Annotated in this window: 15 protein-coding genes; 6 read left to right on the plus strand and 9 right to left on the minus strand. The window is 72.3% G+C overall.

All coding sequences use genetic code 11. From position 1 onward, the window contains the following. Nucleotides 1–30: 30 nt before the first annotated feature. From AB0E24_RS03790 to rsmI, 6 genes are all read right to left on the minus strand, one after another. A complete protein-coding gene (locus tag AB0E24_RS03790) occupies nt 31–957 on the minus strand; it encodes a 4-(cytidine 5'-diphospho)-2-C-methyl-D-erythritol kinase (protein ID WP_359374687.1) in 927 nt (308 codons plus the stop codon). Between the two features lie 101 nt (nt 958–1,058). Continuing rightward, nucleotides 1,059–1,949, minus strand: coding sequence for a 16S rRNA (adenine(1518)-N(6)/adenine(1519)-N(6))-dimethyltransferase RsmA (gene rsmA / locus AB0E24_RS03795; RefSeq protein WP_359374688.1), 891 nt, complete (start codon nt 1,947–1,949; stop codon nt 1,059–1,061). A 447-nt stretch (nt 1,950–2,396) separates the two neighbouring features. Next, on the minus strand, nt 2,397–3,596 hold the full coding sequence (locus tag AB0E24_RS03800; protein WP_435865241.1) for a resuscitation-promoting factor: 1,200 nt from the start codon (nt 3,594–3,596) through the stop codon (nt 2,397–2,399). Between the two features lie 109 nt (nt 3,597–3,705). Then, entirely contained in the window at nt 3,706–4,659 is a 954-nt protein-coding gene (locus AB0E24_RS03805; RefSeq protein WP_359374691.1) for a TatD family hydrolase, read from the minus strand. A gap of 171 nt (nt 4,660–4,830) precedes the next feature. Next, entirely contained in the window at nt 4,831–5,337 is a 507-nt protein-coding gene (locus tag AB0E24_RS03810) for a hypothetical protein (protein WP_359374692.1), read from the minus strand. A gap of 185 nt (nt 5,338–5,522) precedes the next feature. Beyond that, nucleotides 5,523–6,398 (minus strand): 16S rRNA (cytidine(1402)-2'-O)-methyltransferase, encoded by an 876-nt coding sequence (gene rsmI / locus AB0E24_RS03815; protein ID WP_069864765.1) that lies wholly within the window; start codon nt 6,396–6,398, stop codon nt 5,523–5,525. A gap of 170 nt (nt 6,399–6,568) precedes the next feature. Between rsmI and AB0E24_RS03820 the strand changes: the two genes are divergently transcribed. Both AB0E24_RS03820 and AB0E24_RS03825 read left to right on the plus strand, forming a co-directional pair. After that, entirely contained in the window at nt 6,569–8,347 is a 1,779-nt protein-coding gene (locus tag AB0E24_RS03820; RefSeq protein WP_079258718.1) for a dolichyl-phosphate-mannose--protein mannosyltransferase, read from the plus strand. Nucleotides 8,348–8,496: 149 nt separating this feature from the next. Further along, nucleotides 8,497–10,140: a penicillin-binding transpeptidase domain-containing protein gene (locus AB0E24_RS03825; protein ID WP_079258717.1), complete on the plus strand. Its 1,644-nt coding sequence runs from the start codon at nt 8,497–8,499 to the stop codon at nt 10,138–10,140. A 196-nt stretch (nt 10,141–10,336) separates the two neighbouring features. Here AB0E24_RS03825 and AB0E24_RS03830 read toward each other — a convergent pair whose 3' ends face one another. Continuing rightward, nucleotides 10,337–10,732: a cupin domain-containing protein gene (locus AB0E24_RS03830; RefSeq protein WP_093700280.1), complete on the minus strand. Its 396-nt coding sequence runs from the start codon at nt 10,730–10,732 to the stop codon at nt 10,337–10,339. A 101-nt stretch (nt 10,733–10,833) separates the two neighbouring features. Here AB0E24_RS03830 and AB0E24_RS03835 point away from each other — a divergent pair, with 101 nt between their 5' ends. Beyond that, entirely contained in the window at nt 10,834–11,328 is a 495-nt protein-coding gene (locus AB0E24_RS03835; protein WP_206333151.1) for a YbaK/EbsC family protein, read from the plus strand. Further along, the gene (locus AB0E24_RS03840; protein WP_359374696.1) at nt 11,325–12,248 is read left to right on the plus strand and encodes an EamA family transporter; all 924 of its coding nucleotides are present in this window, start codon (nt 11,325–11,327) and stop codon (nt 12,246–12,248) included. The genes AB0E24_RS03835 and AB0E24_RS03840 overlap by 4 nt, the downstream gene beginning before the upstream one ends. A gap of 228 nt (nt 12,249–12,476) precedes the next feature. Here the strand turns inward: AB0E24_RS03840 and AB0E24_RS03845 are convergent, their stop codons facing one another. Beyond that, on the minus strand, nt 12,477–13,244 hold the full coding sequence (locus AB0E24_RS03845; protein ID WP_079258714.1) for an alpha/beta fold hydrolase: 768 nt from the start codon (nt 13,242–13,244) through the stop codon (nt 12,477–12,479). Beyond that, complete coding sequence (locus tag AB0E24_RS03850; RefSeq protein ID WP_359374697.1) at nt 13,244–13,621, minus strand: DUF1330 domain-containing protein; 378 nt, start codon at nt 13,619–13,621, stop codon at nt 13,244–13,246. Before AB0E24_RS03850 ends, AB0E24_RS03845 begins: the two co-directional genes overlap by 1 nt. A 74-nt stretch (nt 13,622–13,695) precedes the next feature. On the opposite strand from AB0E24_RS03850, the gene AB0E24_RS03855 reads away from it, so the two are divergent. Both AB0E24_RS03855 and AB0E24_RS03860 read left to right on the plus strand, forming a co-directional pair. Then, a complete protein-coding gene (locus tag AB0E24_RS03855; protein WP_069864783.1) occupies nt 13,696–14,313 on the plus strand; it encodes a TetR/AcrR family transcriptional regulator in 618 nt (205 codons plus the stop codon). Nucleotides 14,314–14,419: 106 nt separating this feature from the next. Next, complete coding sequence (locus AB0E24_RS03860) at nt 14,420–14,827, plus strand: effector-associated constant component EACC1 (RefSeq protein WP_174885012.1); 408 nt, start codon at nt 14,420–14,422, stop codon at nt 14,825–14,827. Nucleotides 14,828–14,829 lie beyond the last annotated feature (2 nt).

Below are 14,829 nucleotides of genomic sequence, written 5' to 3' on the forward strand. Positions count from 1 at the left end.
CCTGACCAACCGCGTCCCGAGGGCCAGGGCTCAGGCCCCGACCAGCCGTGCCCCGGGGACCGGGCCGGAGGTGATTCGGACCGTGCGGCAGGTGCCCGAGGCGGTCAGCGCGCCCGCCACCGCCTGCGCGGCCTCGGTGTCCTTGGCCAGGAAGGCGCAGGTCGGGCCGGAACCCGAGACGAGGGAGGCGAGTGCGCCCGCGTCCGCGCCGGCGCGCAAGGTGTCGGCGAGCGCGGGGCGCAGCGAGAGCGCGGCGGGCTGAAGATCGTTGGAGACGGCGGCGGCCAACGCGGTGGCATCGCCCGTGCGCAGCGCGTCCAGCAGCGCCTCGGAGGGCTCCGGCTCGGGGACGTCGGCGGCGCTCGCGCCCGCGCCGGACGCCTCGCGGAGCCGGTCGCATTCGCGGTAGACGGCGGGGGTGGAGAGCCCGCCGTCGGCCACGGCGAACACCCAGTGGAAGGTGCCGCCGGTCTCCAGCGGGGTCAGCAGCTCGCCCCGGCCACGGCCGAGGGCCACGCCGCCGACGAGGCTGAACGGGATGTCGCTGCCCAAGTCGGCGCAGATCTCGAGGAGTTCGGCGCGGGGCGCCTTGGTGCCCCACAGCGCGTCGCAGGCCAGCAGCGCCCCGGCGGCGTCCGCGCTGCCGCCCGCCATGCCACCCGCGACGGGGATGTCCTTGGCGATGTGGAGATGGACATCGGGCGCGATGCCGTGCCGTTCGGCGAGGGCGGAGGCGGCACGGGCGGCGAGGTTGGTGCGGTCCAGGGGCACCTGGCCGGCGTCCGTGCCCTCGACGGTGATGCGGAGGGAGTCGGCGGGGGTCGCGGTGACCTCGTCGTGGAGCCCGACGGCCAGGAAGACGTTGGCGAGGTCGTGGAACCCGTCGGGGCGCAGTCCGCCGACCGCGAGCTGGACGTTGACCTTGGCGGGCACACGGGCGGTGACGGGGCGGGTCACGGGGCTCCTTGGTGGGGTTCGGGTGTTCCGGTGGGGCCATTGTCCCGCCTGTGGGGGCCTGGGGGTGGGGAACGAAGCGCGACCGCAGGCGCTACGTCGGGTCAGGCCGCCGGGCCGTGTTCGGCGATCGCGGCGAAGTCCTCCACCGTCAGCGCCTCGCCGCGCGCCTGCGGCGAGACCCCGGCGGCCCTCAGGGCCTCCTCGGCGGCCCCCGCCGACCCGGCCCACCCCGCGAGCGCCGCCCTGAGCGTCTTGCGGCGCTGGGCGAACGCCGCGTCGACCACCGCGAAGACCTGCTCCCGGGTGGCCGTGGTGCGCAGGGGTTCGTCCCGGCGTATCATCGAGACCAGGCCGGAGTCGACGTTGGGCGCGGGCCAGAAGACGTTGCGGCCGATCGCGCCCGCGCGCTTGACGTGGGCGTACCAGGCGGCCTTCACGGAGGGGACGCCATAGACCTTGGAGCCGGGGGGCGCGGCGAGCCGGTCGGCGACCTCGGACTGGACCATGACCAGCGTCCGTTCGATGGTCGGGAACCGGCCGAGCATATGGAGCAGCACGGGCACGGCGACGTTGTAGGGCAGGTTGGCGACCAGTGCGGTCGGGGCGGGGCCCGGGAGTTCGGTCACCCGCAGGGCGTCGCTGTGCACCAGCGCGAAGTGATCGGCGCGGTGCGGCAGCCTGGCCCCGACGGTCGCGGGGAGGGCGGCGGCTAGGACGTCGTCGATCTCGATGGCGGTGACCCGGTCGGCGGCCTCCAACAGCGCGAGGGTCAGCGAGCCGAGCCCGGGGCCGACCTCGACGACCACGTCCTCGGGGCGCACCCCGGCGGTCCGAACGATCCGGCGGACCGTGTTGGCGTCGATGACGAAGTTCTGACCGCGCTGCTTGGTCGGGCGTACGCCGAGCCGCGCCGCGAGTTGGCGGATGTCGGCGGGGCCGAGCAGGGCATCGGCATCGGGACCGGGGACGGGGACGGGATCGGTGGAGCTCACCTGGGAAGTTTACGGCTGCTCTTCGGGCCCCGGTTCCCACGGACGTCGGAGCCTGGTCCACCGACATCGGAGACCGGTACGCAGACATCGGGACCCGGCTCACCCACGTCGGAGCCCGATTCACGGACGGGACGGGGCATCCCCGCCCTCGGCGGCACCCCCAGCCGGGCGCCGAAGGGGCGCGTCGCTGTCGTAAGGGCGAGCGGGCGCTGAGAGCGCGTGCTGCGGTCAACGTGCGCGCGCCGTCGCGTGGGCGACCGAGTGCGGTCGGCCGTCGGCAGGGACACCCTCCCAGCAGCGGGAGTCGGCGATTCGACACAGCCCCGCGCCCTGCTCGGGGCTGTGCCGATGCGCGGCTCCGCCGCGCGGCCGCGGACGAGCGACGGCCTCCCTCAGCGCGCTTCCCGCGGAGCGCTCAGCGCGTCCCGGAGGCGATCCGGACCCGGATCATTGGTGCAGCTTGCGGCCGCACGTGGGCCAGGGGCCTGCGCCGCGCTGCTGGTAGAGCTTCTTGGCGCGGTAGGTCTGTTCGGCCGGGGGCGCGTCCTGGGGGCGGCCGTGGCCGCCGAGGGCGTGCCAGGTGCCCTGGTCGAGCTGGTAGAGGCCGCCGTAGCGGCCGGAGTCGTCGACCGCGTCCGGGCGGCCGCCCGATTCGCAGCGGGCCATCGCCCGCCAGTTGAGCCCGTCCGCCGGGCCGCCGACCCGCGCGGGCACGATCATGGTGCCGACTCGGACGATCCGGGCCACCGGCGCCTTGACGATCTCGCTGCCGATCTTCCGCGGCCGCTGCCGTACGCCGTTGACGCTGCGCACCCGGTAGGTGATGCGCAGGGTGCCCGGTTCGCCAGGTCGTCCTTGGATCTCGGTGCCCTTGGGGAGCGTGGGGTCGGCGCGGCGGACGGTGGTGAAGGGCACCGGCTGGTACCGGACCTCCTTGCCGCCGGTGATCCGCATCACCGTCACCGTCTGGCCGTCGCGCGGGAAGCTGTCCAGGGGTACGGAGGTGGTGTCCTGGCCGCGCAGCGTGAGCCCGGCGGCGGTGAGGGCCTCGCCGACGGTGGCCGCGTTGGTGCGGACGGGGTGTTCGTGCCCGTCGGCGCGGAAGGTGACAGTCCGCTCGGTGCGGACGTGCAGGAGCAGACCGCGGCTGGTGATGGCGGCGGAGCGGGAGGCGGACAGATACGCCCCCTCGGCACGTACGCCCAGTTGGCGCAGTGCGCCGTCAACCGTGCGCGCCGTGGTCCATACCCGGCGGCGCTCCCCGTCGAGGGTGAGGGTGACCGGGCGGCCGTAGCGGATGGCGATCTCGTCGCCGTCGGCGAGCCGCTGTCCGGGCGCGGGGGCGACGATGTCGTGGGCGCCGACGCGGAGGTCCTCGTCCGCCAGCAGCTCGCCCACGTCGTCGGCGTAGGTGTGCAGGGTGCGCGCGTCGCCGTCGACACTGAGCCGTACGGCCTTGTCCTGGGCGACGAAGGCGGAGGTGCCGCCCGCCAGCGCGGCGACCACCATCGCCTGCGGCAGCAGCCGCCGCATCGGGTCGGCCCGCCCGGGGGCGCCGCGCCGGGCGGCTCGGCGGGCGGCTCCACGGCCACCCGGGACGCGGTGGCTGCCACTGCGGCTCACGACAACACTCCGGTAACACTCCACAAGTCCACTGATCAGGGCGTTGGGTCCGGGACTGTAGCGGAGTGGAGGTGACTCTCCAAAGGAAGATCATCACGCTGTGTGATCACCCGCTCCGGAGCGCCACCGCCTCTCAATAGCCGAAAACGCGCGCCGTATTGGCCGCTACGGCGGTCGCCAGGGTGTCCTCGGGGACGTTCTTGACCTCGGCCATGGCCCGCAGGGTGAGCGGAATCAGATATGGAGCGTTGGGCCGTCCGCGGTAGGGGACGGGAGTCAGGAACGGGGCGTCGGTCTCGACGAGGACGAGGTCGAGCGGGGCGACGGCGAGGGCGTCGCGCAGCGGCTGGGCGTTCTTGAAGGTGACGTTGCCCGCGAACGACATGTAGTAGCCGTGCTCGGCGCAGATCTTCGCCATGGCCGCGTCACCGGAGTAGCAGTGGAAGACGACGGTGTCGGGCGCGCCCTCCTCCGCGAGCACCCGCAGTACGTCGTCATGGGCCTCGCGGTCGTGGATGACCAGCGCCTTGCCGTGCTCCTTGGCGATGGCGATATGGCGGCGGAACGAGCGCTCCTGGGCGGCCATGCCCTCCGGGCCGGTGCGGAAGTAGTCCAGGCCCGTCTCGCCCACGCCCCGCACCTGGGGCAGGGCGGCGAGGGCCGCTATCCGTTCGAGGGCCGCGTCCAGGGCGGCGTCGCCGCCGGGCTCGCGCGCGCCCTGCCGGGACCGGCCGTCGCGGGGGGTCCGGGGGGCCCGCCCCCCGGAAGGAGGGGTGCCGAGGACGATACGGGGCGCCTCATTGGGGTGCAGGGCCACCGTGGCCCAGACGCTCTCGTGCGCCGCCGCGGTCTCGGCCGCCCACTGGGACCCCGCCAGATCGCACCCCACCTGGACGACGGTGGTCACACCGACCGAGGCGGCCTTGGCCAGTGCCTCCTCGACGGTGCCCGACTGCATGTCCAGGTGGGTGTGGGAATCGGCGACCGGGACCCGCAGGGGCTCCGGCGGCGGCGGGGGCGCGTCCTTTTCCATTTGCCCGCCGTTCGCCTTGTCACTGCCGCCGCGGGTCGATGCTGTTTTCGCCATGGTCGCGATTCTATGAATCCCGGTGAATGTGCGGTGAATCGCGTCCGCCCGCTCAGTTGACCCGCGACCGGCTCATGTGAACCAGCTCATATGAAACGGCCGTGGAACCGGCTCATATGAACCGACGCGGAACCGGCTCATGTGAAACAGCTCATATGAACCGGATCGTCCTCAGTCGCGGTGGTGCTGAAAGGGATGCAGCAGATTCGGAAGGTGCCAATGGTGCCCACGGTGCCGCGCGGAGTCCTCGTTTTCCGGTGCCCCTGCGGCATCGGGCGCGGAGTCCGTCGGGGTGTCCGTCCGGGCGTCCGTCGGGGCGTCCGCCGCGCCCGTGCCGTCGCCCCGGCGCCGGGCGGTGTGCGGCCTCCCGCGCCGCGCACTCTCCAGGACCGAGGAGACCTGGCCCGACCGCATGATCCGCACCAGATGCGCACCGCAGTTGACGCAGTCCGGGCTCGTCAGCGGGGACGGGACGCGCCGGCCGCCGGTGAAGTAGACGACGAAGGCACGGCCCTCGCCGTCCACGTGGTGTTCGATGTCGTACGACCGCTCCCAGCCGTGCCCGCACTTCATGCAGGCGAAGGCATACGCCTCGTGGGCCACCTCGCCGGGCTCATCGGAGGGGGTGCGGGCGGCTATCGGATGAGCACCGCTCGAGGTTCCCGCTATATCGCTCATGGCAGCTCCTCTTGTCACACAGGACAAGTCTTCCGGGATGGGATGGCCCCAGGTCTTCCACAACCAGTGGACGCCTTTCCCGGCGCGACCGCACCGGCTCTTCCCTCTCTTTGAGGGAGATTTGGCCCCGGCCTTCCCAAACCGGTGAGCAACTGCCCGGCTACTAACCTGAGCTTTGCTTTTCGCTACGGTGCTTTACCTTCGCGTGGCGTGCTCCCCGTCACGTTCTTCGCCGCCACCACGGCGTCGAACACCTGCCGTTTGGGCACCCCGGCCTCCTGTGCGACCGCCGCGATGGCCTCCTTACGGCGCTCACCGGCCTCCTCGCGCACCGCGACCCGGCGGGCCAGCTCGGCGGGGCCCGCCTCGTCGGGGCCGGGCGCGGGGGCGCCCTCGACCACGATGGTGATCTCGCCGCGCACGCCCTCCGCCGCCCAGGCGGCCAGCTCCGCCAGCGGGCCGCGCCGCACCTCCTCGTAGGTCTTGGTCAGCTCCCGGCACACCGCGGCGCGGCGGTCCGCGCCGAACACCTCGGCCATGGCCGCCAGGGTGTCGTCCAGCCGGTGCGGGGCCTCGAACCAGACCAGGGTGCGGCGCTCGTCGGCGACCTCGCGCAGCCGCGTCAGCCGCTCCCCGGCCTTGCGCGGCGGGAACCCCTCGAAGCAGAAGCGGTCCACCGGCAGCCCGGAGACCGCCAGGGCGGTGAGCACCGCGGACGGGCCGGGCACGGCGGTGACGGTGATGCCGCGCTCCACGGCGGCGGCGACCAGGCGGTAGCCGGGGTCGGAGACCGACGGCATGCCCGCGTCGGTGACCAGCAGCACCCGGGCGCCCTGGGCCAGCGACTCGACAAGCTCGGGCGTACGGGCCGATTCGTTGCCCTCGAAATAGGAGACCACCCGGCCGGACGGGCGCACGTCCAGGGCCTGGGTGAGGCGGCGCAGCCGCCGGGTGTCCTCGGCGGCGATCACATCGGCGGCCGCGAGCTCGGCGGCCAGCCTCGGGGGCGCGTCCGCCGTGTCGCCGATGGGGGTCCCTGCCAGTACGAGCGTTCCAGTCACGCCCACCATCCTCGCAGCCGGGCGCGGCGGGCCCGGCCACAGGCCGACCCCGGCGGAACCAGGCCGAACCCGGCGCCGAGGTCCGGCCCCGCGGCGGCCGCCCCGGGCACGAATCCCCGTTCGCCGCCTTTCCCCGCCACACTCACAGACCCCTTCCCTACGATGGCCCGGTGAGCAGTGACACCGCGACCCACGCCCAGCCGGGCAAAGCCACCGGCCATCAGCCGCCGGCCTGGCAGCGCCGGCTGCGCCGTTTCGGATACGCGGGCCAGACCAGGCCCGGCGTACGGGAGCGGCTGGTCCCTCCGTACGCGGAGCCGGGCACCCGGCTCTGGGAGGTCCTCGGCGCGACCCCCTCGGCGGCGGCCAGAATCGCCCGCTGGAGCGGCTGGGGCGGTCCGCTGCTGGTCGCGCTGTGCGCCGGGCTGACCCGTTTCTGGCGGCTGGGCAGCCCGGACAACGTCATATTCGACGAGACGTACTACGCCAAGGACGCCTGGTCGGTCTGGGAGTACGGCTACGAGGGCACCTGGCCGAAAAACGCCAATGACCGGATCCTCGACGCCCCGCAGCACATCCCGCTCGGCGACGCGGCCTCGTATGTGGTGCATCCGCCGGTGGGCAAGTGGGTCATCGGGCTCGGCGAGCAGTTCTTCGGGCTGCACCCGTTCGGCTGGCGGTTCATGGTCGCGGTGCTCGGCACGCTTTCGGTGCTGATGCTGTGCCGGATCGGGCGGCGGCTGTTCCGGTCGACGTTCCTGGGCTGTCTGGCGGGCGCGCTGCTGGCCGTGGACGGGCTGCACTTCGTGATGAGCCGCACGGCGCTGCTCGACCTGGTCGTGATGTTCTTCGTGCTGGCCGCCTTCGGGGCTCTGCTCATCGACCGGGACCGGGCGCGCGCCAGGCTGGCGGCCGCCCTGCCGGCCGGTGAGGACGGCACGGCGCGGCCGGACCCGGCGGTGGGCCAGGGTCTGAAGCTGGGCGCGCGGCCATGGCGGATCGCGGCCGGGGTTCTGCTGGGCCTGGCCATCGGCACCAAGTGGAACGGGATGTACGTGCTGGCGGCCTTCGGCCTGATGACCGTCCTGTGGGACGTGGGCAGCCGCCGTACCGCGGGCGCCCTCCGCCCCTACCGGGCGGTGCTGCGGCGCGATCTGGGCTGGGCGTTCGGCTCGCTGGTGCCGGTGGCGATCGTCACGTACATCGCCTCCTGGTCGGGCTGGTTCACCGCGAGCGGCACCTTCGACCGGACCCGCGGCTGGCGGCACAGCGGCTACTTCCGCCACTGGGCCGAATCCGGCAAGCCGGACGGCGGCGGCTACGGCACCGGCGGCGCCTTCGACTGGCTGCTCAACCCGCTGCGGAGCCTGTGGCACTACGAGTCCGAGGTCTACAAGTTCCACGTCAACCTCGACTCACCGCATGTCTACCAGTCCAATCCGTGGAGCTGGCTGATCCAGTCGCGCCCGGTCTCGTACTTCTACGAGTCCCCGCGGGCCGGCCAGGAGGGCTGCCCCAAGGACGCCGCCGAGAAGTGCGCCCGCGAGGTGCTGGCCATCGGCACCCCGCTGCTGTGGTGGACGGCCTGTTTCGCCCTGCTGTACCTGCTCTTCCGGTGGGCGCTGCGGCGCGACTGGCGGGCCGGCGCGATCCTTTGCGGAATCGCCGCGGGCTATCTGCCGTGGTTCCTCTACCAGGACCGGACGATCTTCTCCTTCTACGCCGTGGTCTTCGTGCCCTTCCTGTGCCTGGCGGTGGCGATGATGATCGGCGCGCTGCTGGGGCCACCGGGCGCGAGCGAAACCCGCCGGGTGATCGGCGCGGTCGGCTCGGGCGCACTCGTCCTGCTGATCATCTGGAACTTCATCTACTTCTTCCCGCTCTACACCGGCCAGACAATCCCCATGGACGACTGGCGGGCCCGGATGTGGCTCGATACCTGGATCTGACCCCCGGCCCGCCGTCTGGTTCCGGCCACCGCCCCCGTGCCCCCTACTGTGAGGGCGCGGGGGCGTCACGTGGTGCCGGTAGAGTGCCGGGCACCGCGACCTCCATCGACTGATGGAGGGACCCGAGAACACAGTGTGGGGGTTCTGCAATGCGGAGTGGCGCGAGAGCCGCGATCGTCGGTGCGGTGTTCGCCGCCATGGTCGGAGTGGCCGGTTGCGGCAGCGGCCAGGACGATTCATCGAGCGCGAAGGACGGTGCGAGCGCCGGCTCGGGTGACGACAAGCCGTCGCTGAAGAAGGTGAAGACCGGCCCGCCGAGCGCGGCCGAGGTGAAGACCACCGCCCGCGCGTTCCTGGCGGCCTGGGCGGAGGGCGAGACGGCCAAGGCCGCCGCCCTTACGGACGACAGCGGCGCGGCCACCACGGCGCTGAGCGGTTACCGCAAGAAGGCCCATGTGGCCAAGGTGGCGCTGGAGGCGGGGCAGGCGAGCGGTGCGAAGGTGCCGTTCTCGGTCAACGCGCAGATTTCCTCCGGCGGTGCGAGCGTCCCCTGGACGTATGAATCCTCGCTGACCGTGACGCGCGACACCGAGACCGGCAAGCCGGTCGTCGCCTGGAAGTCCTCCGTGGTCCACCCCGACCTCGCCGAGGGCGACACGCTGAAGACCGGTGCGTCCGAGGCGCCGCCGATCAAGGCGGTGGACCGGGACGGCAAGGAGCTGACCGCCGCCGAGCACCCGACCCTGAAGACCGTCCTGGCCGCGCTGCGCGAGCGGTACGGCAAGAAGGCGGGCGGCGAGCCGGGCGTGGAGACCTGGATCGCGCGTGCCAAGGGCTCCAAGTCCCCCGACAAGACGCTGAAGGTGCTCTCCAAGGGCACTCCGGGCACGCTGCGCACCACGATCGACGCATCGCTCCAGCGCACGGCCGAGCAGCAGGTGGGCAAGCGCACCAAGGCGTCGGTGGTGGCGGTCAAGCCCAGCACCGGTGAGATCCTCGCGCTGGCCAACTCCCCCGCGAGCGGTTTCAACACCGCCTTCCAGGGCTCGTACGCACCCGGCTCGACGATGAAGATCATCACCTCGGCGACGCTGATCGACAAGGGTCTGGCGGCGTACGGCAAGCCGCATCCGTGCCCGAAGTACTTCTCCTACGGCGGCTGGAAGTTCCAGAACGACAAGAAGTTCGAGATCAAGAACGGCACCTTCGAGCAGAGCTTCGCCCGCTCCTGCAACACGGCCTTCATCAGCCAGGCGGGCAAGCTGAAGAACGACGACCTGACCAACGAGGCCCGGAACGTCTTCGGCATCGGGCTCAACTGGCAGACCGGTGTGCCCACCTTCGACGGCTCCGTGCCGGTGCAGTCCGCGGCCTCCAAGGCCGCCTCGCTGATCGGCCAGGGCGGGGTGCGGATGAACCCGCTCAACATGGCGTCGGTCGCGGCCACCGCGTCCACCGGCACCTTCCGCCAGCCGTACCTGGTCTCGCCGTCGCTGGACAACCGGACGCTGGCCAAGGCGAGCAAGACGATGAAGTCGAGCACCCATGACCAGTTGCGGAAGCTGATGAACCTGACGGCCACCTCGGGCACCGCCGCGGAGGCGATGGCCGGGATGAGCGGTGACTTCGGCGCCAAGACCGGTTCGGCCGAGGTGGACAACCAGGAGAAGCCCAACGGCTGGTTCAGCGCGTACCGCGACGATGTCGCGGCGGCCGGTGTGGTCCCCGAGGGCGGCCACGGCGGCGACACGGCGGGCCCGATGGTGGCGGCGCTGCTGCGCGCGGGCGGCTGAGCGGGGCCTTCCACCGCGGTTCGTTCCGTCACGGTTCATTCCGCCGGGGTTCGCTCCGTCACGGTTCGTTCCGCCGGGGTTCGTTCCGCCGGCGTGACGGCACGGGAGCCGGGCGGGCGCTCAAGCGCCCACCCGGCTCCTTCGCGTTCGGCCGACCGGCCGGTCGGCGATGGGATCAGCGGTCGGCCAGGCACCGTCAGCCGAGCGCGCGGCCGGTGGTGCTGTCCACATGAGCGGGAATCTCGCCGTCATGGCGGTCGCCGGTCGAGCTGGTCCCCGAGGGCTCGAACATCAGGATCGAGCCGCCCGGGGACGACGGCTTGTGCTCGGTGCCCCTGGGGACCACGAACGTGTCGCCCTTGTGCAGCACGACCGTGCGCTCGGTGCCGTCGGCGTCCCTGAGGGCGATGTCGAACCGGCCGTCGAGGACCAGGAAGAACTCGTCGGTGTCGTCGTGGGCGTGCCAGACGTGCTCGCCCAGGGTGTGGGCGATCCGGACGTCGTAGTCGTTCATCCGGGCCACGATCCGGGGGCTGTAGACATCGTCGAAGGAGGCCAGCGCCTCGTGGACATTGACGGGTCGCGTATCCATGGCCCGATCATCCTCGAAACACCGGGCGCGGTCTTGGACGCTGGTGCGACCGCGGGGAAAAGTCATGGCGTGGGCCGCGGGCGCGTCGGTAGCGTCGTTCCATGGTCGATCCCACCCCTGACACCGCCGCCCACCCCCGCTTCGCCGAAGCCCTGCGCGAGCTCGGCCTGGACGTCGAGGTGCGCCGCTTCCCCGATGCCACCCGCACCGCCGCGGAGGCCGCCGCGGCCATCGGCTGTGAGCTGAGCCAGATCGTCAAGTCGCTGGTCTTCGAGGCGGACGGACAGCCGGTGGTGGTGCTGATGGACGGGTCGTCACGGGTCGACGTCGAGCTCGTACGGCGCGAGTTGGGCGCCGGGAGCGTCCGCCGGGCGAACGCCGCGCTGGTGCGGGAGACCACCGGCTACGCCATCGGCGGGGTGCCGCCCTTCGGCCACCGCACCCGCACCCGCGTCCTCGCCGACCGCGGGCTGCTGGACCACGGGACCGTGTGGGCCGCGGCGGGCAATCCGCACACCGTCTTCCCGCTCGACCCCAAGGCCCTTGTCGCGCATGCCGACGGCACCCTGGTGGATGTGCGCGAGCGGTCCGCGTGACCCCGCTGGTCGCGGCCGCGGTGCTGATCGCGGCCGTCACCCACGCCAGCTGGAACGCGATCGCGCACGGCATCAGGGACCAACTGATCGCCTTCACCCTGGTGGGCGGCGGCGGGGCGCTGTGCGGGCTGGCGCTGCTGCCGTTCGCCTCGCTGCCCGCGGCGGGCGCCTGGCCGTATCTGCTGGCCTCCGCGGCCATCCATGTGGTCTATCAGCTGCTACTCATGCGCTCGTTCCACCTGGGCGATTTCGGCCAGATGTATCCCATCGCGCGCGGCACCGCACCGCTCGTGGTGACCGTGGCCGCCGCGGTCTTCGTCGGTGAGCGGCCGGACCACTGGCAGGCGGCGGGGGTCGCGCTGGCCTCGGCGGGGCTGGTGGGCGTGGCGCTGTGGGGCATCAGGGGGTCGCGGCACGCCGAGCGCGAAGCCGACGATGGCAACGAGAACGACGAGAGCATTGAGAACGGCGGGGCGAGCGGCGGGGGCGCACCGCAGTGGCTCGCCCTTACGGCCGCCATCGCCACCGGTCTCTCCATTGCCGCGTACACCGTCGTGGACGGTCTGGGGGTGCGCGCCTCCGGCAGTCCGCCCGGCTATATCGCCTGGCTGATGATCCTCGAGGGCTTCGCCATCCCCTGCTGCGCCCTGGCCATCCGGCGCGGTGCGCTCCTTGGGCAGCTGCGGCCGGTCGCGGCGCGCGGACTGCTCGGCGGGCTGCTGTCGGTCTGCGCCTACGGCCTGGTCCTGTGGGCCCAGACCCAGGCCGAACTCGCCCCGATCGCGGCGCTGCGCGAATCGTCGATCATCGTGGGCGCGGCCATCGGGGCGCTGTTCTTCAAGGAGCGGTTCGGCGGTCCGAGGATCGTGGCGGCGGGGCTGATGGTGGCGGGCATCGGGCTGATGCTGCACGCCAGTTGACCCGCTTCGTGTTTCAGGCCGCCTCTTGTCCGACGAGTGCTGCCGCGGCTTCCGGTACGGCTGCGTAATCCCGCAACGGCGAAGGATGACCCGGACCCGTTCCGCTCTTCCGAGCCTGATCGCTCGTACTGGCCGCATAGATCGCCTCCAAGCCGCGAGGGGATGGACAAGGGCGCCGTCTCCGTCCCGGACGGCACCCTCGCCTGTGCGGCATCCAGGTGTGTGCGACTACGCGTGGTCCAGCGACGCCCAGAAACGGGTGAGCGCCGCCGCGCCGCGGGCGGGGTCGTGTGTCATCCACCAGTGGCCCAGCCCATCGAGGACCTCCACCCGGGCACCGGCGCGGCGCGCGGCGCGGCGGCGCTGCTCGGCGGTGCCGGCCACGTGGTCCTCGGTGGCGAGGAACACGAGTCCCGGCCGTCGCGCCGCGTTTTCCAGGTCCCGGCCGAGCTCGGCCATCACCGGTGGCATGGCGGAGGCGTAGAGCGCGAGGACGGCCCGGCCCATCTCCTCGTTCTGCCCCTGGGCGACCCGCTCGGCCGCCGACTCGCCCATCCCCCGCTCGACGAGCGTCGCGATCCGCTGCTCGACGGGGGCGCCGAAGCGTGCGGCCACATCGGCCTCTCCGATTCCCGGCGTCTGCCATCGCTGGGCGAGCTCATGCCAGACGTAGTCGGGTTCGAAGACCGCGATCGTGTCGCTGGCCCAGCTCCGTACCAGGTCCGGGCGGCTCATCACCGCGTTGAGGACGTGTCCGCCGCCCCAGTCGTGGCCCACCAGGTCCACGGGCTCGGCGAAGCGTGTCAGTTCACCGATCAGCCAGTCGCGGTACGCCCCGACGGTCGCCCCGAACCCGGGCGGCAGCGGCGCGCCGAATCCGGGCGGGGACAGACAGATGAGGTCGGCCGGAGCAGCGCCGGCGGCCTTCAGCTCGGCGAGCAGGGGGTCCCAGACGGCCGCCGTCTCGGGATTGCCGTGTACGAAGACGGCGGGCATCAGACCACGCTCCCCTGGAGCGGCACGGTCGGCTGCAAGACCGATTCCACCAGCGCCTCGGCGCGGAGATGGGACACCGCCCGGTAGTCGGGGTCACGGACCATGTCGGCGAACGTCCGGCGGCTGGGGTAGCGCACCAGGAGCACCGCGTCCCATGCCTGCCCCTCCTCGGCGACCAGGGCATGACCGCCGTTCCCGAGGTACTCCACCCGCAATCCGTACCGCGCGTTGATCTCCAGGCCCAGCGCCTCGATATAGCGCTGGTAGCTCTCGCGCCCGCCGTCCGGGCGGAACCGCAGCAGGTTCAGCATCACCACGGGGCCGCCGGGGTCTTCGGCCAGGAAGACATCGAGGGCGCGCTCATCCATGTCGATCATCGAAACCTCCAGTCAGGATGAGTGGCACCGTATAAACTTGTTGGACGACACGCAAGTTAGTGAGGACTCTCGTCATGCCGACCCCCCGCCGCACCCAGAAGCAGCGCCGCGACCAGGCCGAAGCCGCCTTGCTGGCGGCAGCCGCCGAGCTGGTCGTCGAGCAGGGAGTGCACTCGCTGACGCTGGCGCGGGTGGGTGAGCGAGCCGGGTACAGCCGCGGGATCATCGCCCACCACTTCGGTTCGAAGCAGGCTCTCCTCGAGCTCCTGGCCCGCACCGCACAAGCCGGGTTCGTGCCGGGCCTTGCCGATCTGCCCCCAGGACTGGACCGCCTCCTGCGGCTGATCGACGGCTACATCGGCGAACTCGGCCAGGTGGGCGCCGCCCGTCACGCGTTCCTGCTGCTGTGGGCCGAGGCGCCCACCATGCCCGAACTGGCACCGATCTTCCGCGAGCGGGACGAGACGTTCAGGGCCGATCTGCGCGTCGAGGTGGCGGCCGGAATCGCCGACGGCACCATCCGCGACGACCTCGCACCCGAGGAGGTCGCGCCGGCGATCGTCGGACAGCTCCGAGGAATCGGGCTGCAACGACTTCTCGACCCGCCCGCCGTCGACACCGAACGCCTGCGGCGGTCGGTCACCGAGCAGTGGCGCCGGGCGCTGGCCACACCATCGGCACGGCAGCCATGAGCGGGCGGCTCGCACCCGAACTCCGCTGACCTTGCGCTTCGTTGATCCTGCGCAAAGGCCCCGAGTAGGACAGAATCGGGGAGACGGTCGTCACAAGGGGGACTTGGTGCGGATCGACGTAGCGGTGAGCGGTGGGGAGGCGGAGCTGCGATCGCTCCGCGACTGGCTGAGCCGGGATCCGGGCGCGCGCCGCGGCGCCCATGTGGAGCTGGTCCAGGCCGAGCCGTCGCCCGGCCAGATGGGCGTGGTCACCGATGTGCTCCAGCTGATCACGGACAACGCCTGGAGCGCGGCATCCTTCGCGCTGGCGCTGTCCACCTGGCGGCAGACGCGCCCGCACGCCCGGCGGATCACCGTACGCCGCGGCGACCTTACGGTCTCCCTCGACGGCGGCGACGACGAGGAGCTGAGGCGTCTGCTCGACGTGCTGGAGCCCCCAACCGCCCCCGAGCCGCCCGACCCGGACCGGGACCGGGACCGGGACGGTCGGGCCGACGGCGGAGAAGGGCGATAGCC

The organism is Streptomyces malaysiensis subsp. malaysiensis (genome assembly GCF_040653035.1).
In the GTDB taxonomy this organism is placed as follows: Bacteria; Actinomycetota; Actinomycetes; order Streptomycetales; family Streptomycetaceae; genus Streptomyces; species Streptomyces malaysiensis.

What these genes read in the sequence shown, in the direction of transcription:
- AB0E24_RS03845 (WP_079258714.1), bottom strand. Translation starts at nt 13,244, where the DNA reads ATGCCCGCCGTCTTCGTACACGGCAATCCCGAGACGGCGGCCGTCTGG.
- AB0E24_RS03810 (WP_359374692.1), bottom strand. Translation starts at nt 5,337, where the DNA reads ATGAGCGATATAGCGGGAACCTCGAGCGGTGCTCATCCGATAGCCGCC.
- AB0E24_RS03855 (WP_069864783.1), top strand. Translation starts at nt 13,696, where the DNA reads ATGCCGACCCCCCGCCGCACCCAGAAGCAGCGCCGCGACCAGGCCGAA.
- AB0E24_RS03805 (WP_359374691.1), bottom strand. Translation starts at nt 4,659, where the DNA reads ATGGCGAAAACAGCATCGACCCGCGGCGGCAGTGACAAGGCGAACGGC.
- AB0E24_RS03830 (WP_093700280.1), bottom strand. Translation starts at nt 10,732, where the DNA reads ATGGATACGCGACCCGTCAATGTCCACGAGGCGCTGGCCTCCTTCGAC.
- AB0E24_RS03835 (WP_206333151.1), top strand. Translation starts at nt 10,834, where the DNA reads ATGGTCGATCCCACCCCTGACACCGCCGCCCACCCCCGCTTCGCCGAA.
- AB0E24_RS03850 (WP_359374697.1), bottom strand. Translation starts at nt 13,621, where the DNA reads ATGATCGACATGGATGAGCGCGCCCTCGATGTCTTCCTGGCCGAAGAC.
- AB0E24_RS03825 (WP_079258717.1), top strand. Translation starts at nt 8,497, where the DNA reads ATGCGGAGTGGCGCGAGAGCCGCGATCGTCGGTGCGGTGTTCGCCGCC.